Below are 24,761 nucleotides of genomic sequence, written 5' to 3'. Positions count from 1 at the left end.
TTTTGAAGTATTTACAGTATTCCAGATAAAATTCGCTTTAATGTATATTATCTATTGTTTACTGCTTTATTAAATGGGTTTTCGTACCAAATTACACCTAAACCTTGACTATTCGCTCCATAGTTTTCCTCACAAGTGAGAACATCCAAGTCACCATCGCCATCTAAATCCAGTAGCTCTATCCTATCAAACTTAATACCTTTTGGCCCACTGAGTTCATGCCAATCCCACATGGGATCACTTGGATTATTTCTGTACGATAACCAATATATTCCAGATTTATTAGGATCGTTCAATGTATTTGTGGAGTGTACAATATCGGGATTTCCATCCCCATCAATATCTCCAATTTTAACGGCCTTTGCTCTTCCAGTGATTTTTGGAATATGAATATTATAACTCTTCCATTCCAAACCATTTTTATTTAACCGCTTCATATAAACAATTTTTTGGTTGGTATATTCCGTAACAATGGCATCTTCAAGTCCATCACCATCCATATCGGCCATGTCCATGAACATAACCTCTAAACCCTCACAGCCAATTAAATGATTATCCCACTCTTGTTTTTGATTTTCGATTTTACCAGGATTCTCCAACCATCGAACCCCATTGGTTGCACCTGGTTTGCGATCGGAGGTAACTATATCCATGTCCCCGTCATTATCCATATCTCTGATAATAATGGACATAATCCATGTTGCTGAACCAATGGGATACCATTTCCAGTCAGAAAGATTTCGAGTATTTGTTGGTGCCTGAAACCAACCGATCTTTGCTTCTTTGTTTTTAGAACCGACGACTAAATCATTTCCATTTTTTCCATCTATTTGAGCAGGGAATGCAAACATCCATTGCACGGGACCATCAGAGGCAGGGAGCGTCTGCGTATTCCATTTTGAGGAATCCAGATAGTCAAGGGGATCTGTAGGAGCCCAGTTGAAATATATTTTTCTATTTTTCCCTTCCGTGCTACTGACCACATCAATCCTTCCATCATTATCAATGTCAACAAAAACGGCATCTTCAACATCAGGAGTCTTGCCTACTATGACCGATGGCCATTTTTGCGTTGTCAAATTGTAGCCTGGATGAACATAGACCTTAGTATAACCGCCTTCTTCCCAGCCAGTAGTAATATCCATCAGGTTGTCATTATTTACGTCAGCTAACCTTACTCCGTCAGCTCCACTTAATGTAGAATCAATCACATGCCTATTCCAAATGTTGTTTTGTGCCTGTAGGGACAAAGCCATAAAAGTTGTTAAAAACAAGAAAAGAAAAAATTTGCCCATATTTTTCAAAGTAGGTGAGTAGTGGCAATCCGCCAGACCAGCTTGTCGGGCTGGTTACCTATAGCCATTATTGTGTTGCGTATTTTACCATTCTCTTATTTTTCCTCGATGCCAAAAGTTTCCACTTTTAGGCATTTTATCCAATAAATTTTTAATGTCATTAGCAACTTCAGTGGGTTTTCTTGAGGCTTCACTTCCACCCATATCGGTTTGAGTCCATCCAGGATCAATAGACGAAACAATAATATTATGTTTTTCAAGTCTTTTTGCCAGTAGCTTTGTATACATATTCAAGGCAGATTTTGACATTTTATATTGTGGTTGAAATTCATCAAAATTCTTTTCACTGAACGAACCCCAATCTGAAGTAACATTAATTATGTGTCCGTTTTTATTAAAATTCGAAATCAGTTTTTCAGTTAACTCAATTGTTCCGAATAGATTTACATTAAATGTCTGTTTTAAATGTTCGAAGTTTATTGCTGATTCATTCCATTTTTCTAATAAAATTCCAGCATTATTAATAAGAAAATCAATTTTTTTACTGCCAATAATATTAATGAAGTTCTTTATCGATTTACTTTCAGCAAGATTTAATCTATAACATTCAAAGTTTGATTTTGAAATTGGGGAATTTCCTGAAGTGGAAGTTCCAATAATTTTTATATTATCATTTTCAGTTAGTAGATTAACTGTTGCCAATCCAATTCCTCTACTACACCCAGTTACTATTCCAGTTTTCATTTTAGGCACGTTTTTATCATATGCTGCAACATACGGATAAAGTAACTTGTTACTATGCTTCTAATTTATGCCCACCTATAAAGATGTGGAGCTATGGGTTATACAGCACATAAAAGAGTATTATAAATCCTAATACTATCATAAAATTTTTGTGGATGTAAAGCGGGGGGAAATACTACAGCCAAGGGAATGCTTTCCATCTTCTAAGATAGCCAATATAAGTATTTGGTTTTCCTTAATCGATGAAATACGATTTTATACGATGAATGGTATTTCAGATTCAAGGTTCAAAGTTCAAGATTATTATGTTCAAAGTCTTGACCGGAGATAATAATATGTTCAAACTCAAAGTCTCATCGAAGATTATGTGGTGTAGAAATCGAAGTAGGGGAGTGCTCAAAGGTGGGAGTCTTTGCGCAGCTAGAATACGGAATGTTTCATATTACGAGCTTTTGTTGCGCCTTAGAATTTTTACGATCCTGTTTATTACGATCTCCGACAAGTTCCATTCGTAGCCTTCAAAATCGGTGGTATTTATAAATTGAACCACCACCGCGTCTATATCCTTGTGATATTCTGCAAGGCTTTGATAGCCAACAACCAAACCTCCATGATTATATTCATAAGGATAGATTTCCTGTTCACCCTCGTCAAATATAGAACTATCGTTTAAGGCTCGCAAGAATATACCTATATCCTCTGCTGTAGCCAACATTCCATATTCACGAGCTTTAAAGTCTTCCTCATACCCCACATAATATCCACTCATAACATCGTCTAAATCGACTTCAGTAATCGAAAAAAAAGTGTTTTTCAGCTCTAGGGGAATCAATATTTTCTCTTTGATATACTGATTGTGGCTATACCCTAAAACATCATCCATAATCCTACGTAGCAATAAATAATTCGTGTTTGAATATTCATATCCTTCATTAGGTTTAAAACTGGCTGGTAGGTCAAGGGCAAAATCTAGGGGGTTTTTACCATGTTCCTGTTCGTTTTCCCAATAAGCTGGATTATCTGTGAAATTTGGAATACCAGAACGGTGTTGAATCATCATCCTCAAGGTAATTTCTTCAACATTTTCAATTCTACCTTTAAGTTCTGGAAGATAATCAACGAGTGTTTTATCAAAAGACAAACGCTTTTCTTTGACCAATTTAGTAGCCGCTACAGCAGTATACAACTTGCTAATACTGGCAATCTTGAATAGGGCATTGGGGTCGGCCGGGATTTTATTTTCGCGGTCTTTCCAGCCAGCGGTATAAAACGCCGGTGGTTTGCCGTCTTCATCAACATAAACGATCATACCATCAAACCCATGGCTAATGGCCTCATCTACTTGTTCTTGCACCGTATCTGGCAAGGGTAATATCCAAGCCTTAACCAAAATCCATGGCACAAAGTACAACGAACCTATACTTGCCATTATAAATAGAATTCTGAGTATGTTTTTTATTCGTTCTTTCGTCATGTTTTCAAATTAAATCAGGACGTTGCACTTGTCGGATAGCCCCATGCTGCATTTGTTTAAGCCCAAAACTGGTGCAAATATTTTTGCGCAATGTTATGCTTCCGTAAATTGCTAGCTCCTTCCTAATCCGTGAAATATTAATAATAGTTTTCTTGATTAAATTACGCTCCAGAATCTGCCAACTTCTTGGTGTCAACATATTGCTGAAATGCCTTAATTTTTCCTTCGCCATTCATGGTCCATAAATGTGCTACCTGGGCATTATAGGCCTTGCCCGTAGATTTAACTTTTCCGTCATAACGTAGGGTTGCCAAAACCTTATTGTCGCTCATATTGTGAAGTTCAATGTCTACCAAATTAAAATACTCGTGCTTGTCACCTAGACGCGCAAAAACACCGTTTAGAATGGCATCCGGACCAATGTAAGGATTGCCATCTGCCAGAGAATTGCCCTCGGCTTCGTTCCATGTAATATCAGGCGACATGGATCCGAGAACTGTAGGGATATCTCCAGTTGCGAAAGCTTTGTAAAGATGGTCAATGACTTGAATGTTTTGGTTGTTTTCCATGATTGTAGTTTTAGTTGATTTATGAAATATTTTTTATTTAAGTTTTTCGAAAATTGGAGTGACTTTTTTATGGTCCCCCAACATTTATACATTATCTTTTCTTTTAATAAAGCCCAAAATCTAGGTTTTTTGTCTGTGCTATTGCCTTTTAGGTTGTATCAACAACGGGCTTTTTATTTTTTTGAATTACATAAGAAACAATTGATTTGACGCTGTCTCCCTTGGCACTTGAAAACTCATAGAAGTCCGAAAATGCGAAAATGTTCCCGTCCTCCATGACCATTTCTCCATTAACGGCTGCTTCTTTTCCATGGGTTATGATGCTATGGATAGTCAATTCGAGGGCTTTATTTTGGCTCATTTCTTCTAAAGCAGTTCTAAATTGCTTCTTGCCAATAATAGATTCGTCACCTACTAAGGTCCATTTTACATTATCATCTAGGAAATCCATTGCTTTTTCAATATCATATGAAGAAAAGAGGATAGTAAGATTTTTTACCAAAGCCTTTTTTGGCGAGTTACCGCAATCTGGTTTGATGTTCAGCTTCATCTTCTATAAGTTCTTGCTTTTTCGTTTGTTGCCATAAAGGATAAAGTTATTGTAAACTATATTCTTATCTAACACTGTTTATAAGTGCAGATAATTCGGGACCTAACATATTATAACATGCTGAAAAATTATTTGACGGTGTAAAGAGGGGGGAGTATTACACTATTACTCATAATAACTCCTCTAAGATAGAAAAAAATAGGTATTGAATTTGCTTAATTGCATTCTTGGGTAAGTTTAAAAGTTCAAGGTTCAAAAATTGTCCATGCCTATATAGCATTGACCGCTTTTAGTTGAATGTTAATATACATTTATTGTATTTGCCCGGTTGGTGCCTTCAATCATTTTATTTCATACCTGTCCCAGCGAATTTTCCAATCGCGTAATATATCGTATCGCCATTTTCCAATGGTCATTTGACACTCTTCAGGCGATTTGTTAAGATCAATATAATAGTTTGGGTAGTTTATACTATCAAATTGCATAAACTGACCACCCCAGCTTTCCTGAGTTGGATCATCAACATTGCCCACGTCCCCAATTACTGGTGAAATTAAATATAAAAGTGAAGGGCTATCGCCTTCTTTCAAACTGTTTTTTGGATAATTTGCCAAGGGAAATACATCTCCACTTTTCTCTTTAAATAAACCATTGTGATTTGATCCGTGGTTCCGAATATTGAAATCTGTAAATTTAGTGAATGACCATTCTCCATCTTGAATTCCTGATTGATAAACACCTCGAAAAGTTTCGTGACTGCCTTTGGGAAGGATGCCATTCTCGATCCACCATAGTTTAGGGTAATCGTTTTTTAAGAAATTATATACGAAATCCCTGCTGGCAGTATCGTGCAATGTGTTTGAAGAACCTATAGAATAAATCCTGATTTTATCGGCAATATCAGGAGCATCGTATAATGCTTGGGCTGTTGTTGTTAAACTTCCCCAGACCAATATCCAAATTGGATTTTCTTTGGAGTATTTTCTGGCTGTTCGGAGTATCCATTCTGAACCCTCTGTGCTATTGTTAGCCGCAGGACCGCCCGGTTTGTCTGCGCCAGCTTTTATAGTGGTGATCAATTCTTTTTCGCGCATTAATTCCCCATATCCGTTTTGCCGCAAATGTTCAACATCAATTCGTTGAATCCAGTTATCTATAAGTACGGTATTTTTGATGGTATCCCATATATGATGGTGTTTATCGGTATTAGGTGTGGAAACAATACCTTTTATTTTGATTACATCACTGTAATGAACTGCCCTAAACAATGATTGTATATCATCCGGATCACCCCCAAGGTCTGTATCAATTATGACATCAAAGGTTTGCTTTATGTTCGATTTATCATTACACCCAAATAATGCGGTAATAAAAAAAATCGGCATATAAAGCTTAAAATTTCCATTTCGTGTAATTTGCATAATAATTTTTAAGGGTTTGCTGATTCTCTTTATGTATGCTGTACAAAGGGCTATGCTATAAACGGCTGCTACGTTTCCGTCTGGTCTATGGGCCAGGGCTTTTTGCACTATCTATAAATAGCAGCAATGAAAAGGCAGTAAGTAGAGAATCTTTGTATTATGGCTAATATCCTAAAGTACAGTCTGTCTACACAGTTCGTAATATCTTCTCCATCTTTCTTCCCTTGGCCAATTCATCCACCAACTTGTCCAAATAGCGTACTTGTTGCGTTAAGGGGGTTTCAATTTCTTCGATCCTATAACCGCAGATAACACCCTTAATGAGAGGGGCATTGGGATGTAATGTTGCTTTGTCAAAGAAGGTGGTAAAAGTGACCTTTTCAGCTATAAGTACTTTTAGCTGCTTTTCATCAAAACCTGTTAGCCATTCTATTACTTGATGCAATTCGTCTTTCGTCCTACCTTTTTTTTCTACTTTGGTGATATAGTGCGGGTACACTGAACTGAAGGTCATTTTCGCTATCCGCTCATCGTGTTCTGGTGTTGTTTTCATTATAAAAGTTTTAGTTCCAATTATCCATTTTCTTAGTAAGTGATTACTTTTTTAAATCCTTAACCCAATAGCACTTCTATCCACACTGTACTAATTGTGCGATCCAGCCACATTTGGACCCAAGGGCTTGGCCATATGTTATAGACCCTTTCTGCGCTGATACATGGGTTTATGTAACCGCACTCTAAGTTAATAAATATGAGGGATTAAAGCCTAGGCAGGCCGCTTGAATGGATTGTGGAAGATAATTTTGATCATTGTTCAGCGTAATATATTTTTTGTAACTTACTGTACACTAAACATTTACTATTATGAAAATTAGAAAGGAAAGTATTCCAACAACCATGCAAGCACCGGATACTACCATGAGGGCCCTGCCCGATTTTGGGGGAATGACCGTTTGTTTCAATGAATTGCCAAAAGGCACAGATTTTACACCGCTCTTACAGGGATTAAACAATGATAGCTGTCATTGTCCTCATTGGGGTTATATCCTAGAGGGATCCATGATGGTCATCTACGATGATGGGAAAAAAGAATTATTGGAAAAAGGCGATGTTTTTTACATGCCATCGGGTCATACTGCGATCGTTCAGGAAGATGTAAAAATGATCGATTTTAACCCATCAAAAGAGTTCAATGAAGTAATTAGTCATGTGGGAATGAAAATGGCTGAAATGGGCGGATAAAATACATTTAACCCGTGAACAATAGTTGCGCAAAGTTCCTTGCAATTAAGCGCAACCCTTATGTAATTAATTTTATATGAGCCTTTGAAAAATGCTTGGACCGGTTTTTCCTGGGGCAGGCATACATTGTCTTAGTCATTAGATTTTACTCGATAAACGAGATTAAAATTCTCCGACGCTTGCCTGCCTACCGGCAGGTAGGCCTGCCCTGAGGTAATTGACTTTCATCTTCTAATATGGAAGTATAGGCAAACTGATGTCCCTTATAGGTCAATTTTTGTAGCAGCTATACATGCTTGTTTCGGCTACAACACCTTGTCCTCCCTTGTAGCCTTGGCGTCCATGGATTGGCCAATAATTAAGCCAAATATCATCCCCAAAGAAATTCCCAACGAAATACCTAAAGACCGCTCTAATCCCGACAATATCACGATTCCAAAAAGAATTCCTAAATTCATTCCCAAACCAATGCCCAAACTGCTATAGTAACCTTTGGAAGTTAATGATAAATAGTCCTTTAAGTATTTCTTGAACTGTCCAAGTGCTTTCTTAAAGAATTTTATTCTGTTCTTAGGATCAGATTCCAAATTAAAGGCAGTAAGCTTCGCTTGTATAGCGGCAATTTCTGCTGCAGATAAATTTCTTTGCTCCAAACTATTTATAATTTGAATAAACTCTTGGTAAACCTTAATTTCAGATTTTTTATTCGTCTTTGATACTAAACTTTCAAATACCTGAAGTGCATTTTTTAGTGTCATAATTTTTGATGCTTTCTTGGTTAGTGGCTCTAAACAAAATTTATTACAGGTAAACTTGTTTTTTTAGGTAAAATTTGAAAAGCTTTTAAACAAGGGGCATTAAGAAATGTTATTTTTTCAATTCTTCCATTTCCGACATTAGTTCCTCCAATTTTCTGAACACCCTGCCATATACCAAGTTTAAATCCCATTGGTAAATTCTACCACCAAAATATGCCAATACACCTAGAGTGAAAATGATAATTATAATGGCTATTAACGGTATCCCTTGAACAAGATAGATATTTGGGAAATTGATTATAAGCTCATCCACAAGCCTTTTCCCTAAAGGTATACCCGCAGCATCCTTATACCAAAAACCTAAAATGATCGACATAAGTATAATTGGGTACAAAAAGGTTGAAATTTTCTTATTGACAGATATTTGCTTTTGTATCCATTGATTGAAAGCCTTCAGGTATTGATAGCTACTAACTCCCTTGTCGATTTTTTCCAAATCATTAAGCAAACGCCTGTTGATAATAACAACTACAATGAGTGTCACAAAAAAGATAGCACCCATTATGGGTATTCCAACAAAATACGATACAATTAGAAAGACAAACGAAAAGGCAACAAGAGCAATCAAGTTTATTTTAAACATTCGTTTAAATTTATCAATGATATGAATTGATTTTTGATTGTAAAGGTTAATAACTTTAGGAGCTACCAATGCATCACTTTTAAGAAAACCTTCTTTCCATATATTTTCAATAGATTTTTCCATCCAATATTTTTTTTAGTCTTGTTTTAATTCTTTTTATGCGTACACCAATATTATTTGGGTTGGTACCTAGTATATCGGCGATTTCCTGATATGGTTTTTCTTCCAGGTAGAGCATGATAATGGCTCTATCAATTTCGGATAGTTGTCGAATAGCATCATAAAGTAGATTTAACGACTCATCCGAAAAGGCGTAATTATTTTCAGTTTCTGCAGCCGGCATGGCATCTGATACAAAATGCTGTATATTATTTTTCTTTTTCTTAAGTAACGTCAAACAAACATTTAGCGAAACTCTGTAAACCCAGGTACTCCATTCGGACTCTTTACGAAAGTTTTCTTTACTTCTCCATATCTGTAAACATACTTCTTGGTAATAATCTTCAAAATCTTCCTGAGAATTGGTATATGCCCGGCATAATTTTATGATTATACCTGAAAAAGGTAAAATAGAGGTTTTGTAAAAATCGCTGCTCAATATGGTTTTTATTTATGTTAGTGGCGGTTTATTGGAATTATTACACTTTATGTAAAATAATTATGGAATATTTTCTAATGGCGCAGTGGGAAACAATGTTCAGCTATTGGTTCAAGGTTTAAAGTTGTGAGATCTAACCATGATTTGCGGACATGACAGAAATGCCAAAATAAATGTTACTACTTTGAGGTTGGGGAGCACTGCATGTTGGGCTACTTTGCTCACTAGCTCTTTTGATTCCAATTTATGTTACTTCAGTTTTCCTTCGGCAAATTGTTTTCTAAGCACTTTTTTGTCGAATTTCCCAACACTGGTTTTTGGCACTTCGGAAATAAAGACATAGTTCGTTGGAACCTGGTATTTGGCAAAGTCTTTCGATAAAAATTCAATCAAATTATCAACGGAAGGTTTATCTTGATTATCCGCCACAACAATAGCAGCCAAAGGTCTTTCCGCCCATTTTTTGTTAGGTACCGCAATTACGGCCGCTTCCCTTATTTTTGGATGGGACATTAAGGCAGATTCCAAGGCTACACTGGATATCCATTCGCCACCACTTTTTATGAGATCTTTGGTTCTGTCTGTAATTTCCATATAGCCATCTTGATCAATGGTACACACATCGCCAGTTTTAAACCAACCATCATCTGTAAAATTCTCTTGATTGTTCGTTTTAAAATAAGAGCTTATAACCCAGGCCCCTTTAATATGTAATTCTCCCATAGATTTTCCATCCCGTGCAGCCAGAGAGCCATCCTCTTTGATCACCCTTAACTCCAATCCTGGGAAACTTATGCCCTGTTTAGCTCTGATTTTAAGTTTTTCGGAATAGGATAATTGCTCATGTTTTGATTGCAATCGGCAGGCTGTACCCAAAGGTGAAGTCTCCGTCATTCCCCAAGCGTGGATCCCTTTTATTCCAAAATCTTTTTCAAATGCCTCAATAAGACTTGCTGGCAGGGCAGAGCCGCCAACGAGATATTCTTGAAGGGTCAGTTTCTCAGTGGGCGGGTTCTTTTTCATAGCTTGGTAGATTCCCATCCAAATAGAAGGTACCCCATTAGCTTTGTTGATTTTTTCTTTTTCGAGGATTTTGATGAGGGCCTCAGGTTGCAAATTGGAAGATGGCATTACCATATTTGTTCCTGACATAAGGCACAAATATGGAAATCCCCAAGCCATCACATGAAATTGGGGTACAATTAACAAGGCCGTATCCTGACTGCAGAAATTAGCTGCATTTGGGGAAATAATGGTGGCCGCATGTAAATAAGTGGCCCTGTGGGAGTACAATGCCCCTTTGGGAAGGCCAGTGGTACCACTGGTATAGCACATTCCACTAGCATCATTTTCATCCAATAAAGGCCATTCAAAATTTTCAGATTGCTCAGCCAATAAATCTTCATAATTAAGGGTATTGGGTAAAGTGGTTTTAAAATTGGCAGGGGAATTAATAAGAACATAATGTTCCACAGTCTCAAGCAATGGGGCAATTTTCTCCAAAAGGGGTACCAATGTAGCATCTACAAAAATAACTTTGTCCTCTGAATGGTTAATGATATATTCTGTCTGATGACTTGAAAGGCGAATGTTAATGGTGTGGCAAATAGCCCCAATACCAGGTACTCCATAGTACAATTCTACATGGGGGCCATGGTTCCAAGCAAATGTACCTACCATATCCCCTTTATTAATATCTAGCTTATTGGTCAGTGCATTGGCCAACTTCTTGCACCGATGGTACATAGCACCAAAAGTATACTCATGCCTTGTACCATCGGGGAGGTAAGTTATTATTTTTTTATGGTGAAAGACCCTATTGCCATATTCCAGAATGGTATTTGTTGTAAGGGGATAATTCATCATTAGACCTTCCATAGTAAAATTTGATTTTGGTTTTTTTATAAGTCTTAGACCCTCGTTTCAAATTATTGAAATTGAAATTTCGATTCTTTTATTATTCGGCGTTTGTCAATAGGTTTACTGAATTTATCTAATAAACCGGGGTCTGGACAATCATGATAGATAAGGTACCCAGAGCTAATAGCCAAAAGCAATTGGTATAGAGATTGTGGCCAAAAAAATAGTCAAGTTTAATGGCTCTTACAACGCAACGTTCTTGATTCCATTAGCTGGCTGGCCGGTCTTATGTAGTTCGCTAACCCTGAATACCGCCCAACAGACCTAAAGCTTTATTGGCAATCTAGTAATCCTTTTCCCGGTAGCCATAAATATGGCATTGCAAAGGGCCGGGATAAACGGGGGAACCGGGGGTTCCCCAACACCTGTTGGTTTTTCTTCATTTTCCACAAAATGTACTGCTGTGTTTATCGGCGCGTCCGCCATACGGGCTACGTGATAGTTACTGAAATTGTCTTCTACAACGGCCCCTTTTTTAACATTGATCTCACTTTTTAAGGCCAAACTGGCTCCAAAGGCAGCACCTCCCTCGAATTGGGCCCGGATCCTGTCTGGATTCACCGGAACTCCGCAATCGATCGCATAATGGACCATGGGTATTTTGATATTGTTGTCATCTACTTCCACTTCTACCACACAGGCAACATAGGTGAGAAAGCTCCTATGTGCAGCAAAACCCATTCCTTGACCTTCTGGCAGGCTTTTGCCCCATCCGGATTTTTCTTTTACCAATTGTACCACCTTTTTAAAACGTTGGGTGTCACATGGGTAGTCTTCCAACTTTACATTATAGTTGTTGAACCCTTCCACCAGGGCGGCAAAATTTATTTTACGATCGCTCCCCAATAGGTCCAGCATATTGTCTATGGGGTCCATCTGTCTGGCCTGGGCCACTTGGTCTACTATAGAACCAATGGCAAAGGCATGGTTGATATTGTGAACAGATCGCAGCCACCCGATCCTGATCTGTGCGTTTGCATCCAGGGCTTCGCAGGATACATTTTCAATTTCGAAAGGCATATCCAAAACACCCATGCACAACTCGTCCGAAGAAGGTCCTTTAGCATCTGGACTGGCCGTACCGGAAATGGATGGAAAGGCTGAACGGTGTACCCAGGAAGTGACCTTATTGTTTTTGTCGATTCCCACTTTTATATGTTGTGCACAATTGGAATGGAAAAAATCGTGCTGTATGTCATCTTCCCTAGTCCATAACAATTTTATGGGAGCGTTAATTTCTTTGGAGATCAAGGCTGCTTCCACAACAAAATCGGGTTTGGATTTACGGCCAAAGGCGCTGCCCAATAGGGTAACGTTTACGATTACTTTGGGTTCCTCGATGCCCAAGGCCGCTGCAACTGCCTGTTGTACCCATTGCGGCGATTGTACCGGAGCCCATATTTCGCAAGTGCCATCAGCATTGTAGCGAGCCACCGCGCATGGGGTCTCCATTGGGGAATGCGCCAAATGCGGGACCATAAAATCCGATTCTATGACCTTCGCAGCCTCTCTTAAAGCTTTGGTTGCCGAACCCTCTTGTCTTTTAACATGCCCTTTTTTCTGAACGGAGCGTTGCATCTGTTCCATAAAGACGTTGGAGTCATAGCCGGCATTGATGCCCTTTTTCCAAACCACTTCCACTGCATCCCTTGCCTTTAATGCGGTCCATGTGTTGTTGGCAACCACTACAATTCCGCCCAAGGGCGCATTAAAACCCATTGGAAAGGCAGTGGCCTCCATTTTGTAAACCTTGGAGACACCATCAATTTCAGTGGCATTATCGCTATTAAACGATTTTAATCCCGCCCCGGCCTCAGGATTCCTTTTTATGACGGCTACCTTGAGATCCGGGATCTGCTTATCCAGTCCATAGACGGCTTTCCCGGTCACGATGTCCTCCAAGTCATAGATGACCGTTTCCTTGGAAATAAATTTAAAATCTTTTGAGTCTTTTAAGGTAACTTCACTTTCCTCAGGAATGGGCAGGGCTGCTGCTTTTTCGGTCAGATAGCCATAGCCAAAACTCTTACCTGAACTATGAACTATTTCATGATTAAACGCCTTGCATTCTGAAATATCCACCTGCCATTCTTGGGCCGCTGCTTGCATCAGCATTAATTTTACCGTAGCACCGGCTACCCTTAACGGATGATAGAACATTCGAACGCTATAGGAACCATCTGTATTTTGGTCGCCATATTTTGCATCCCCAATGGCTTGTATTATGCTCACTTTGGTCCAATCAGCCTCCATTTCATCAGCCATGACCAGAGGTAGGCTGGTTCTAATACCCGTACCCATTTCCGAGCGGTGGGCTATAAGTTGTACTTCCCCGGTTCCTAAAATCGAAATATATACGTTAGGGGCAAAAACTGCATCTTCCCGTCCGGTTAAAAAGGTATTTTTGTTTTGCTTGCACGCCAAAGGAATGCCAAGGATCAAACCAGTGCTACCCATGGCCCCGATTTTCACGAAATCTCTTCTACTTACTTTAAACAGTTTATTATTGGAAGTGTTCGGTTTCATATTACACGTTGTTTTTAGCAGCATTCTTAATAGCACTTCTAATTCGGACGTAGGTGCCACAGCGGCAAATATTGCCAGACATGGCTTGGTCGATGTCCGCGTCGGACGGATTTTGGTTTTGCTCCAATAGAGCTATAGCAGACATGATTTGCCCACTTTGGCAAAAACCACATTGGGGAACGTTCTCGGCGATCCACGCTTTTTGTACGGGGTGGAGTTCATCTTTGCCGACACCTTCAATAGTGGTAATAGCTCTTTCGTTGATGGCGGAAATTGGCAAGCTGCAGGACCTCACAGCCGTACCGTCCAGATGTACTGTACAGGATCCACATACGGCTATTCCGCAACCGTATTTGGTCCCGGTCAGGCCCAATTGATCACGTAGCGCCCATAACAAAGGAGTGTCGGGAGCGCATTCAATAGAGAGCTTCTGGTCATTGATGTTTAAGGTGAATTTTTCCATGGGCAATATCATTATTTGATTAATAACCATATGGCGACATGTAATTGGATAGGCCTAATAAGGCTTTTGTGTTGTACTAAATTTTTGATTAAGAATAGTCCTGCCCCATATTGAGCATTAAGTTAATAAATAAATCAATTGCTCAGACCTTAATGCATAATTTATTCGGTACACAGTCATCTTGCTCTCGTTGGCCTATTATGGTACACAAGGGGTGAAAGTTAGAGGTTCTAAATTCAGGCATAGACAATTTGACCTTGACTGAATAAGGTTGTCCGGTCGAGCAGTCGAGACCAAAATAGAAGTTATTATTGTCCTATACCTCTCGACTTTTCTCGAGAAGACAACACGTGATTGGTAATTAAAAGTTCAAGGTTTTTATTGAGTTGGTAGTGGCAGTTTGCAGTGGGCGGATTGGGTTCAAGGTTTCCAATGTTTAAAGTCATAACCAGAGATTGAACCTGCCTATCGGCAGACGGGCATCTTACTCGTGCCAGTAAAGGGGCAGTGTTTGCCTAATGCATTGTTTATTCAGGAGTTTTTCCCTGGACTTCATTATACACCTTTTTCATCACCTCTGTTTTATCTTCATCCTCTGCTATGGCATTGGTGGTAAACATCATTACTCCGGTAGATTTCCCGGCTAGTCCTCCACGCAATACATTTTCAAATGCTTCCTTGGTAACAATACCCGGCTCATTATACGCCTGAACGATGGGCCATATTTTAGGATAGACATTTTCTTCAGCTCCAATCTTTTTGCTAAACCATTCTATGTTCTCCCGTACCCAATTGGGGGCTCTTCCCATTCTTTGGTGGTATACCATGGGAGAAAATACATCTACGGTTTTCTTTAAAAGATCATAATCCAATCCCAGTATACGTTCCCTGGCGCCATTAAATTCTTCGTCGTTCCACGGACAATGATAAAGGCCAAGTAGAGCATTGGGTTTAATTTCGGCCATAATACTCTTCATATTGGCAGTCCAATCATAAATAACTCCGCAACGCCATTTTCGCCAGGCTGAATCGTGGTTGTTAAGGATATATTCTGCCTTTTCAGGAGTGGTGGCATCCGGCAAACGGATGTTGCAATCTTTTGAAAAGCTATTTAGACAATGCCTGCAAAAGCAAGTTTCTGGCAAAATAGGCTCTGGATCCTCAAATTGGGCGTGCCAGTGCACATAGTCCATCCAGACCCCATCTAGATTATATTCCAGAAGTAAGTCGCGCAGCTGGTCAAAACGATATTTTCTAAAACCGGGTTCGGTAGGGCAAACCCCCATAAACCAAGTGGCGGCCTCAACTCTTTCTCCTTTTTCATTTATGGCCCAGGCTTCTGGATGGGTATCCACATAACCTTTTCCGTTCAAAGTGGCGAATTCGGCATAAACCCGGGCTCCTTCGGCCCTTGCACGAATGATCATATCCGCATTAATGGATCCACTGTGAACAAATATGGCATTTACTCCAAGGTCGTTGAGTTTATACCCTTTGTCCCATAGAGGTTTAGGATTTCCATAAACACCCCTAATTTCAACGGTTTTTGTAGTAGTTGAGCCACAGGAAATTAGTCCCATCGACCAAAAAAATAAAAAGCACTTAAAACAGTATTTTAGATTTGTTGTCATCCCCACCAATTCTTTAAAATTAATTTTCAATTTTCTAAAAAAAATTCAGAGCTTAAGTAGAATGGGAGTATAGGATGATCCAAAAAATGATCATCGTTTTTGCTCCACTATTTTATACCCCCAAAAGCTCCAAAACACATATTCTTGTGCAATATCTCCACCTTACTGAAACCTATCTTTTTCATTAGGTCCAGTTGATAGTTCATAGATCTGGGGGAATCCTCTTTGTCCACATAGTCCAACACCTTTGTTCTATAGTCCTTTCCTCCCAATTCCTCTAAATAGTCCCCATATCTTTCCCAGGTATAGGAATTGAGTATTTCGGTGTCCTGTGTAATCAGGTCGGAAATCATAAAGCAACCTCCTGGCTTTAATATTTCATATATTTTTTTAAAAGTTGATTCCCAATCATGATCATCCCTTAAATGATGTAGTACAGCCCCTGCCAAAATGATATCGAAATGGTTTTGTTTTAAGGGTACCTCCCTAATATCCCCTTTTACCAAATGTACATTTTTATTAGTCTGTTCGGACACCCTTTCGTTGGCCTTATCCAACATAGGACCGCTAAGGTCTACCAAGGTACATTCCAGGTTGGGGAGCTTGGAGAGCATTTTTAAGGAATAGTTTCCCGCACCACATCCAATATCCAGCAACTGGTCTGCCTTTGGTACAATTCTTCTGGCCGCTTCGGTAATCAATTCCAAGGAAATTTTGGCGTCTATAGTAGTAAGTTGCCCAGTATCCAAATTGGAGAAGCGCTCCACATCCTTGTCGAACCGTTCCCTGATTTCCGCTACGCTGGATTTTTTCATTCGTGTAAAGTATATTTTTTCTTAATTTGTTATGATTCGGACAGGGTCATTATCTTCTCCCAAACACTTTCGCTAACGGGCATCCCGTTCTTTAAATTTTTTTCCCTGGTAAGGGCACTCCTTTCCCCGGGAAAATATATCTTATTTCCGGCCTGCATGGGTTCCACGTCATGGGTATAGTCGATAATTTCGTTTAACAGTTTTTCCTGCAGTGCCTTGTCGTGAAATACTTCTTGGTAAATGCAGAGGTATATCTGGGAAATCCCGGTTTCAAAATCTTTCTGTCCTACCTTATAGGTAGAATTGCCCGCGGACAAAAGGGTGGCCAACATATCCAAAATTATGGACAGGGCGGAACCTTTCCAATACCCAATGGGGAGACCACGTTCCTTTACCGTAATTTTCTCTGGATCGTTGGAAAGTTCGTCATTGGCATCCCAGCCCCCTGGAAAGGGAAGTTTTTTGCCCCTAAGTTTATAGTCGTTGATCTTCCCAAAAGCGAACTGGGAAATGGCCATATCCAATACTACATTTCCTCCTTTCCTTGGTATGGATACAATGAACGGGTTGTTGCCAATTCGACTGTCCTTACCGCCCCAAGGTGGCATATTGGGTTGAGTGTTGGTAAATAGAATGGAAATGCAACCGGCATCCGCAGCCAGTTGTCCGTAGGTGCCGCCGCGCATCCAGTGATTGGTGTTGCGCAATGCAACTAGGCCCATTCCGTGTGTTTTGGCCAGTTCTACGGCGCGCTTGGCGCACTTGGTAGCATTGATGATGCCCGGACCATAATTCCCGTCCCAACGTTCTATACTGCCAAAGGATTCTACTTTTTCTGCTTCTGCATTAATTTTAACGCTACCGTTTTCCACATATTCCAAAAATAGGGGCACACGGTTTATGCCATGGGAATTTACCCCGGCCAAGGTACTCTCGGTATAGGTTTGGGCCAATAATTGGGCCTTTTCCTGGGTGAACTTATATTTTAAGAACAGTTTGTAGAGTACATCCTGCATTTGTTGTGAGGTAATTTGCATGGTTTTTTTCAATTAAAGGGTGATTACTAGTTTCTTCGCTTTTGTTATCGAGATTAATACGAATCTAATTCATCTTGGTACAATTCCTTAATAAATGTACATATTCTTTTAAGTATGGTTATCGCATACCATTGAGATGGTCAATGCCCATATTAACTTCATTCAATAAACCACTCCTTTTAAATAAAAGTTCAATTTAACAAATTTATAAAGGGCATGTTATAAGTTGAATGCATTGATTGGGCACCTGATCCATTAATTTCAACCAAAAAACAAACCCTTAATCCGAACTATTACATATTTTTTTGTACAATGTTTACATTTGATTAACATTTGATTAACATTTGATTAACATTTGATTAACATTTGATTTACATTTGAGTTTTGTAGCATGCTTTTTCAATCTGCAATAGACTTAAACTGAAGAGGAAGTTGGGAGAAATTTTGAAATACCTATGGGTTTAAAGGCTTCCATAAAGTTTGTCAAAGCAGTCATGAAGACCGCTAAATTTACGATTAAATTATTAGTGAATTATAATAAAAACTTATGAAGAAGAAGTTATCCCCCAAATATGTTCTAAGATTTTTGAGTATTATCATAGCAACCTTAATTGTATTAAGTACCCTTGGTAAAGGACTCCAACTTAATGTGGATAATAAATTTGTTGACTTTTTTGTTAAGCTATTTTATTTGGATAATGAAATGGCCGTTCCTACTTTTTATTCTGCATGTGCCCTATCGCTTTCAGGTTTAATACTAATTTTAATTGCCTTGAAAAAGAAGGATCTTCAGGAAAAATATTTATCCTGGTTTGGTCTTGGCCTAGTATTTATGTTTCTAAGTATTGACGAAATTTGCGTAATACATGAACATTTATCCGGAATGGTTCAAAAATCGTTCAAAACTACCGGATTTTTATATTTTGGTTGGGTAATTCCTTATGGTATTCTGATTTTGTTACTAGGTACTACTTATTTTAGGTTTGTAATGGCACTTCAGTCTAGGGTGAGGTAGTATATGATATTGGCAGGAGCCATTTTTATAATGGGTAGTGTTGGTGTAGAAATGATAACTGCCAAGATTGCTTTTATTGGAGGCGAGGAAAATTGGGCATATATAATATTGATGACCATAGAAGAGGCTATGGAAATGTTTGGAATAGCATTGTTCATTTATACACTATTCTTATATATTAATATTGAATTTGGCTCTTTAAAGATTACTGTAAAGGGTAATAAGAGTTTGAAAAATGAAAAGAAAATTACATCAACAGAACCGATTAAATTCCATTAAAACCCTTTGAAATCAAGGTTAGGTATTATACATTACTTAGAATGGGATGCAATATAAACAATAATTCAAATTTGTTGCATTGAGGTTACCTGGGTCAGGATTAATACTTCAAGCCTAAGTAAATTGCATTAAGGTACTCTCGGTATAGGTTTGGGCCAGCAATTGGGCCTTTTCCTGGGTGAACTTATATTTTAAGAACAGTTTCTAGAGTACACCCTGCATGTGTTGGGAGGTAATTTGTATGGTATTTATCATTTGTTTTGAGGTTGATTATAGTAGGGATAACATCCCGTGTGCTACTTTTATTTCATGTGTATTATTAGCTTTGGCCTATTTTTCAATGAGTAAGTATTCCAAGTATCTAAGCCCTGAGGCCATTAAGTTCTTCCTTTTCCTAGCCATTTCTTTAAACTTTTGGAGTGTATTTCTATTTATTTTCCTTCCCTTTACAAAAACAGATGAAGGATTTTCCAACGTTGATAGTTCCAATAAAGGGTTACTATCCAAGAGCAACAAATTAGCAACCTTCCCCGTTTCAATGCTTCCCAGTTGGTTCATAATGGAATGTGTTTGGGCAGCATTTACCGTAGCTGTTTTCAAAACCTCGTAATTGGAAAGTCCAGCCTCCTTATAAAATGCCAGTTCCTTATGAATTGAGAAGCCAGGTATGGTAACTCCTATTCCGGCATCTGTTCCACAGATAATCGGCACACCGGCCTTGTGGAGTTGGGCAATGATCTTTAAATGAAAATCATGTTGATTTTTTATTCTGTCCACTACGCTCAAATCTTCCTGCTTGGCATTGTGCCAGCGGTCAAATTGATTTTTGCTGTCCACTTTTTTGATAAGCGGGTTCATATAGAACAAGGATTCAGAATCCAAAATAGAATCGTTCAACAACATCTGATAGATATTATTGAATACGGTGATGGTGGGGCAAAAACTGCTGTGCTTGGAATTCGAAATTGAATCGATTATAGGTCGTAGTTGAACGGTGTCCAAATTGAATTGTAAAGGTTGCTGCACAATTTCTTCAGCATGTTCAATAGATTTTATCTGTGGATTTAAGTGATACGAAAAGGGTACTTTTTGTGAAGGATGTGCAACGATATCGATTTTGGAAATTGCCGCCTGCTCAATAACGGCATCAAATAATTCTTTGTCCAAGCCATAATAGGTTTTAATAAAATCATAACCTCTATGCTGATATGAAACCACCTTTTCTGCAGCTTCCTTGGGCTGTGTTAGATTTAAATTATCATCACCTATAAACTCTGGGCCTGTGAGTTTTGGCCCTGTCGTAAAAAAATGGGGCGAAATAATTTTATCACTATTTACCTCTGACTTGATTCTTAAATGCATTGGCGTGCCCCACACGTTTCTGACTGCAGTAACGCCATTGGAAAGGTACAGTCCAAGCTCGTATCTGTCCCATACATGTACATGCATATCTATAAGTCCAGGCAGTAGATATTTACCTTTTGCATCAACAACCTCTATATTTTTGATATCGAGGTTTTCGGAGATTTTTTTAATTATACCATTCTGGATATACACCATTTTATTCACCAGGACAGTATCTCGATGCAAAGGGATAATATTTGCATTGGTGATAAGGTATGTGGAATTATTGGAAACCGCCCCATTCCCGTCTTTCAAATAATTGGTGCCCAATGTATCCATTACCAATACGATGATGACCGCGATAGCCACCATTGCAACAATCCCTAGGACAATTTTAAAAAAGCGTTTTAATAGTTTCATTTATCCAATGGTCTCAAATGTGATGGTTTTAGATTAGTTTCGATGTTTGGGTAACTAATTTAGCAAATACAGGCTAAAACTTACTACCGGAACGCAGAAAATCCGGCTTACTATGTTTTTGGGCATCGTGCGTCTTTACATCATCGAAATCGGGCCATATTAAAAGTAATGAATTTTATCCTTTAAAAAGGGCAGGACTTAGTTATTGTCAATGCTATTTAGTGGATTTATTTTTCTTATTTAGTATACCGCAGATAATATTGATCGGGAAAATTATCTGACCTAAAATGGTAATCAGGATTACTAATGAAATGATCAAAGTAAGACCATTATTAAATTCAAATTCCATTATATTTTCCCTGTAAAATTGGGATAAAATAAGCGCAATTATAGTTCCACCAAAAGTTAATCCTATATGAAACCAATTAAGCCTTACTGATAAGGTTCCATTAACTCTTTTTATAATCCAATAACCCAAGCCCATTATTGCAAAAAGCATAGCAAGAAATATAGATAAATCATTGCTTGCAATTACGTAATAGGTGTCCGCAATATTAAAATCCAATATTGAATCCCCGCTCAAAAATCCAATAAGCAAGATGATTGGAATGGTAGGTAAAAAAATCAAATGAGGTTTATCAATTATGGAGTTCATTTTATTTTAGGTTAGCGATTTCTTTTAGAATATTGTGCGATTAGGTGCCAGGGTTTTTTATAAGACAACACTAAGAGGTAAACTTGCAATTATACCTGGTTATGGAGTAAATTTGTCGTTAGAAGCAAATATCAAGGAAGCTTCCGGAAGGCCATTATCCAATATGTTGAAGCTATTTTGCTCGTATTTGCGCCTTATTTATATTTTTTCTAAAAATTCCATCAATTTCAATTTGGCGTCTCGTTTAGCTTTAAAATCCCCATCATTATTTCCGCCATATTCATATTCATAATCTTTTCCACTAATATTAATTGTTCCAGTCCTGTAACTCGTATTATCATCGGGGTTGCTAGAAATTAAGTGTCCAGCGTTATCATATTTTATATTTTGAAAAGAGTGTTCAAACGTATTGGTTTCCAATCTTTTTTCTATCATATCGGCCATTATTGATGATGGCCAAACCTGATCATCTTTTCCGGAAAAAAGTAGAATAGGTCCATTGATCTTTTCTACTTTAATAGCCGCTTGCCCTATGAAATCTGCTTTTTGCAAACCCTTATTCCAATATTCCAGCATGTTAATGCCATTCAATTGGTTTCCAGAGATTTTGTCCATGGGCACGTATGGAATATCAAGCCCTTTGTATTTCCAGCTCGATTTCAATTCCTTGGAATTGTATGGTAAAACTGTATTGGACCAAGAGACAGCGCTGGGTGCGTAGGCAACAACTCCGCTAATAGATCTTGGGAATACGGAAGCAAGTAATAATGCCAATTCCGCATTTCTTGATGCTCCCATCACAACTATTTTATTTGGATCAACTTCTGGCTGTTTTTTTAACCATGCCAAAGCTTTTTCAAAGTATTCTAAGTTAATTTCCTCAGGTAATTTGGGTAACCCTTCCCTTTGGGTATACGGTAATGATAAACCACTATATCCTCTGTTCGCAAACTGTTGCCCCCAGTAATCTCCCCATTGCCCTCCACCTATCAAAACTATTGATGTGCTTCTCTTGGTATTGGTTTTTACAAAATAATTTGCCTGAATACCATTTTCATTTATAGTTCTCGCCTTTACACCACTGAATAGTATACTGTCCGCTATAAAATATCCGATGACTAAGAGTATCGTAATTACAATCCCAATAATATATTTTCTGCTTATGCCCATTTTTCGGGTATGTTCTTAACAACAATATTAGATTGTATATCTCTTTAAACGACAATATAACAAATCTTTAAAATCCTTCTGAGCTTAGCCTCTTATGAAAATTGATGGGCCTTGGGCCCGGATTTTTACCAAACCAAACTACTGTGATTTTTCCATTGCGGCATTGGCACTTCCGTAAAAAGGAATGTTCAGCAGCCATTTCTTCTCTTTGGCCGATACACTAAGCGTAATCCCCTCTTTGTTTTTCGATTTTATCTTTGCTTTTATACTGGGGTTTTCCTTTTCCGATGGCATTAGCAACCATACCAAAGTGGTATTCCCTTTTATTTCACAGCTATAGGAGCTGGTGGTATTGGGTTCGTACAAATTGTACTCTGGACTATACCAAGCTTGTATTTCTGGGGTTTCCTGCCCTTTGATAAGTTGGATATCGAAGTTTTGACGGCTAACCGGAACAAGCGTCAAATTCCCCCTTTCATTAAGGGTTTTCACCTTGTATCTGTCCTTTACCACTTTGTTTTCCGGGTGCCAATGCCAGAGGGCATCAATTCTCCGTGGCTTGTCCGTTTCTATATTGTCCACAACCACCCAAAATTGCCCGCGTACATAGAAAACCACCCGGGTATGTTTTGCAGTTCCTTCCACATCTATATACTGGTCAAAGGAACTGGAGGCATAATCAAAATTTGTGGCTATTTTAAAATGGTCTTCGCCCAATGGTTTGTCCGCCAGTCTTGGTCCATTTTGCTGCCCCTTTCCGTCGATGAGTAGAAGGTTGTGGGCGGCACTGCTTTTGGCATAGGGGCGGAATTTCTCCGCAACCTCCCCCGTATAGGCAAATCTTCCTGAGTCTACCAGGAAATCCTGGCCATAAGCGGAAACGGAAAGGTGTAGCTTATCATTATGTTGGTGGCCACTTCCCCAGGGTCCCATATCAAAAAAAGACCAATGGGCATCCCTATCGAAGTCGCTTCGGGAAACAAAATGCCCTGCCCAAGGATAAAAATAGGAGGGGCCGTCTTCGGGCCGTCTACCTGTTTGTCCGTTGGTGACAATGTATTTCCAATCCTCATGACCAAATTTTTTGGCTCCCTTCAATATAAGGTTTTGGTCACTTCCCCTGTCCCCGTCATTGTTCATCACCCTAAAACCACTAGGTCTCACCATATGGGCAATGTAGCCGTACATTGCCTCAATAGTTCGGTTGTAAAAATCGGGCAACTTCCTGTTGGCCCTATCACAGATTTCCTGGAAAAGTTCAAAATTGTGCAAGGAGACGTTATGGTAATGAGAACTTAGCTCGGTTTGTACCCCGTCTGAATACACCTGATCCTTCATACTTTGGGTCATGGTTTCTATGGCATAGTCCAACCATTCTTCAGAATTCTTGTATTCAGGAAAATAGGCGGCCACGGTGGCCAAAGCAGAAATTTCCATAGTGAGCCAATTATTGCTGCTGTGAAAATTGCGGTTATAATGGGCATGGTCGGGCAGGCTACTAAGTAACAATAGTTGGCTGGCCGGAGAAATATATTCGCTCTCCAATAAGCCATAAAATATTTTGGACCATATCTTGGCTCGGGCCGCAACCTCCAACCCTCGCCATACAGAAGTGCTACTTTTTATCGCAGGATAGGGGTTACCCATGATTATAAAATCTTTTAAAAATAGGTCTATGTATTGGGCATATTTTGGGTTTCCGGTTTCCAAATAGGTATTGAACACCCTATTTAACTGACTATGCCTATTGGATAGCCAAGCCCACTCCTTGTCATTATTGGGACCTTTATAATACCAGTCGCGATGGCCATTGGTAAGGTAGGGGACTTTTCCCCTAACATTCTGTATCACAAAAACATTGTTTAAAATGGTATCTGTCTCTGATTTGGTTTGGTCCGTTTTTTTTGGTAGCGTTTTACGTAAGTCCGATGCTGTATTACCGTTTTTGTAATACTCCAATAGCTCATGACAGGCATTTACCAAATTGCCGTTTATATATTCCCCTTTCACTTTCTCCAATCCGGGATAGTCTAAATTAAATTGATCCAGCATGTTTTCAATGGTCTCGGTGTAATTGGTGCATACCTCTTCAACGGTATTTATATCCTGCCAATCCTGCTGCGCAGTTGCATTTTTATGGATGCATAATACAAAGGCAAATAGCAAAAGGGTATTGATAATTTTAAACATGG

23 protein-coding genes are annotated in these 24,761 nt (G+C 38.8%); 3 read left to right on the top strand and 20 right to left on the bottom strand.

Annotated features, from left to right (window positions below):
* Positions 1-47 precede the first annotated feature (47 nt).
* The 7 genes from MWU84_RS15925 to MWU84_RS15895 form a co-directional block, all read right to left on the bottom strand.
* On the bottom strand, positions 48-1,295 hold the full coding sequence (locus MWU84_RS15925) for a VCBS repeat-containing protein (protein WP_246903353.1): 1,248 nt from the start codon (positions 1,293-1,295) through the stop codon (positions 48-50).
* Between the two features lie 84 nt (positions 1,296-1,379).
* The gene (locus MWU84_RS15920; RefSeq protein WP_246903351.1) at positions 1,380-2,039 is read right to left on the bottom strand and encodes an SDR family NAD(P)-dependent oxidoreductase; all 660 of its coding nucleotides are present in this window, start codon (positions 2,037-2,039) and stop codon (positions 1,380-1,382) included.
* Positions 2,040-2,481: 442 nt separating this feature from the next.
* Positions 2,482-3,513 carry a serine hydrolase domain-containing protein gene (locus tag MWU84_RS15915; RefSeq protein WP_246903345.1) on the bottom strand — a complete coding sequence of 344 codons (1,032 nt, stop codon included), beginning with the start codon at positions 3,511-3,513 and terminating at the stop codon, positions 2,482-2,484.
* Positions 3,514-3,674: 161 nt separating this feature from the next.
* Complete coding sequence (locus tag MWU84_RS15910; RefSeq protein ID WP_246903343.1) at positions 3,675-4,082, bottom strand: nuclear transport factor 2 family protein; 408 nt, start codon at positions 4,080-4,082, stop codon at positions 3,675-3,677.
* Between the two features lie 148 nt (positions 4,083-4,230).
* On the bottom strand, positions 4,231-4,632 hold the full coding sequence (locus MWU84_RS15905; protein ID WP_246903341.1) for a nuclear transport factor 2 family protein: 402 nt from the start codon (positions 4,630-4,632) through the stop codon (positions 4,231-4,233).
* Between the two features lie 341 nt (positions 4,633-4,973).
* Entirely contained in the window at positions 4,974-6,053 is a 1,080-nt protein-coding gene (locus MWU84_RS15900; protein ID WP_246903339.1) for a nucleoside hydrolase-like domain-containing protein, read from the bottom strand.
* 187 nt (positions 6,054-6,240) lie between these two features.
* The gene (locus tag MWU84_RS15895; protein ID WP_246903337.1) at positions 6,241-6,606 is read right to left on the bottom strand and encodes a DUF2200 domain-containing protein; all 366 of its coding nucleotides are present in this window, start codon (positions 6,604-6,606) and stop codon (positions 6,241-6,243) included.
* 311 nt (positions 6,607-6,917) lie between these two features.
* On the opposite strand from MWU84_RS15895, the gene MWU84_RS15890 reads away from it, so the two are divergent.
* Positions 6,918-7,295, top strand: coding sequence for a cupin domain-containing protein (locus tag MWU84_RS15890; protein ID WP_246903322.1), 378 nt, complete (start codon positions 6,918-6,920; stop codon positions 7,293-7,295).
* Positions 7,296-7,600: 305 nt separating this feature from the next.
* Here MWU84_RS15890 and MWU84_RS15885 read toward each other — a convergent pair whose 3' ends face one another.
* The 9 genes from MWU84_RS15885 to yiaK form a co-directional block, all read right to left on the bottom strand.
* On the bottom strand, positions 7,601-8,053 hold the full coding sequence (locus tag MWU84_RS15885; RefSeq protein WP_246903319.1) for a hypothetical protein: 453 nt from the start codon (positions 8,051-8,053) through the stop codon (positions 7,601-7,603).
* Positions 8,054-8,162: 109 nt separating this feature from the next.
* Positions 8,163-8,819 carry a hypothetical protein gene (locus tag MWU84_RS15880; protein ID WP_246903316.1) on the bottom strand — a complete coding sequence of 219 codons (657 nt, stop codon included), beginning with the start codon at positions 8,817-8,819 and terminating at the stop codon, positions 8,163-8,165.
* Entirely contained in the window at positions 8,803-9,294 is a 492-nt protein-coding gene (locus MWU84_RS15875; RefSeq protein WP_246903314.1) for an RNA polymerase sigma factor, read from the bottom strand. The genes MWU84_RS15880 and MWU84_RS15875 overlap by 17 nt, the downstream gene beginning before the upstream one ends.
* Before the next feature lie 249 nt (positions 9,295-9,543).
* Complete coding sequence (locus MWU84_RS15870) at positions 9,544-11,172, bottom strand: long-chain fatty acid--CoA ligase (protein WP_246903311.1); 1,629 nt, start codon at positions 11,170-11,172, stop codon at positions 9,544-9,546.
* Positions 11,173-11,478: 306 nt separating this feature from the next.
* Positions 11,479-13,740, bottom strand: a complete 2,262-nt coding sequence (locus tag MWU84_RS15865) for a molybdopterin cofactor-binding domain-containing protein (protein WP_246903310.1) — start codon at positions 13,738-13,740, stop codon at positions 11,479-11,481.
* 1 nt (position 13,741) lies between these two features.
* On the bottom strand, positions 13,742-14,203 hold the full coding sequence (locus MWU84_RS15860; RefSeq protein WP_246903403.1) for a (2Fe-2S)-binding protein: 462 nt from the start codon (positions 14,201-14,203) through the stop codon (positions 13,742-13,744).
* A 527-nt stretch (positions 14,204-14,730) separates the two neighbouring features.
* On the bottom strand, positions 14,731-15,783 hold the full coding sequence (locus MWU84_RS15855) for a hypothetical protein (RefSeq protein ID WP_246903307.1): 1,053 nt from the start codon (positions 15,781-15,783) through the stop codon (positions 14,731-14,733).
* Between the two features lie 158 nt (positions 15,784-15,941).
* Positions 15,942-16,649, bottom strand: coding sequence for a class I SAM-dependent methyltransferase (locus MWU84_RS15850; protein WP_246903304.1), 708 nt, complete (start codon positions 16,647-16,649; stop codon positions 15,942-15,944).
* 29 nt (positions 16,650-16,678) lie between these two features.
* Positions 16,679-17,686, bottom strand: a complete 1,008-nt coding sequence (yiaK, locus tag MWU84_RS15845; RefSeq protein WP_246903302.1) for a 3-dehydro-L-gulonate 2-dehydrogenase — start codon at positions 17,684-17,686, stop codon at positions 16,679-16,681.
* A 547-nt stretch (positions 17,687-18,233) separates the two neighbouring features.
* Between yiaK and MWU84_RS15840 the strand changes: the two genes are divergently transcribed.
* Together MWU84_RS15840 and MWU84_RS15835 are read left to right on the top strand one after the other, a co-directional pair.
* Complete coding sequence (locus tag MWU84_RS15840) at positions 18,234-18,701, top strand: hypothetical protein (protein WP_246903299.1); 468 nt, start codon at positions 18,234-18,236, stop codon at positions 18,699-18,701.
* 9 nt (positions 18,702-18,710) lie between these two features.
* On the top strand, positions 18,711-18,980 hold the full coding sequence (locus MWU84_RS15835; RefSeq protein WP_246903297.1) for a hypothetical protein: 270 nt from the start codon (positions 18,711-18,713) through the stop codon (positions 18,978-18,980).
* A gap of 330 nt (positions 18,981-19,310) precedes the next feature.
* Here MWU84_RS15835 and MWU84_RS15830 read toward each other — a convergent pair whose 3' ends face one another.
* The 4 genes from MWU84_RS15830 to MWU84_RS15815 form a co-directional block, all read right to left on the bottom strand.
* Positions 19,311-20,744 carry an amidohydrolase family protein gene (locus MWU84_RS15830; protein ID WP_246903295.1) on the bottom strand — a complete coding sequence of 478 codons (1,434 nt, stop codon included), beginning with the start codon at positions 20,742-20,744 and terminating at the stop codon, positions 19,311-19,313.
* Between the two features lie 214 nt (positions 20,745-20,958).
* The gene (locus MWU84_RS15825; protein WP_246903293.1) at positions 20,959-21,399 is read right to left on the bottom strand and encodes a cbb3-type cytochrome c oxidase subunit I; all 441 of its coding nucleotides are present in this window, start codon (positions 21,397-21,399) and stop codon (positions 20,959-20,961) included.
* A gap of 198 nt (positions 21,400-21,597) precedes the next feature.
* Positions 21,598-22,569: an acyl-CoA thioester hydrolase/BAAT C-terminal domain-containing protein gene (locus MWU84_RS15820; RefSeq protein ID WP_246903282.1), complete on the bottom strand. Its 972-nt coding sequence runs from the start codon at positions 22,567-22,569 to the stop codon at positions 21,598-21,600.
* A gap of 138 nt (positions 22,570-22,707) precedes the next feature.
* A complete protein-coding gene (locus MWU84_RS15815; protein WP_246903278.1) occupies positions 22,708-24,759 on the bottom strand; it encodes an alginate lyase family protein in 2,052 nt (683 codons plus the stop codon).
* Between the last annotated feature and the right edge of the window lie 2 nt (positions 24,760-24,761).

This window comes from Arenibacter sp. F20364 (assembly GCF_023015905.1).
Taxonomy (GTDB): domain Bacteria; phylum Bacteroidota; class Bacteroidia; order Flavobacteriales; family Flavobacteriaceae; genus Arenibacter.
Note: the sequence above shows the minus strand (reverse complement) of the source record. Positions and strands in the feature narration are given on the sequence as shown.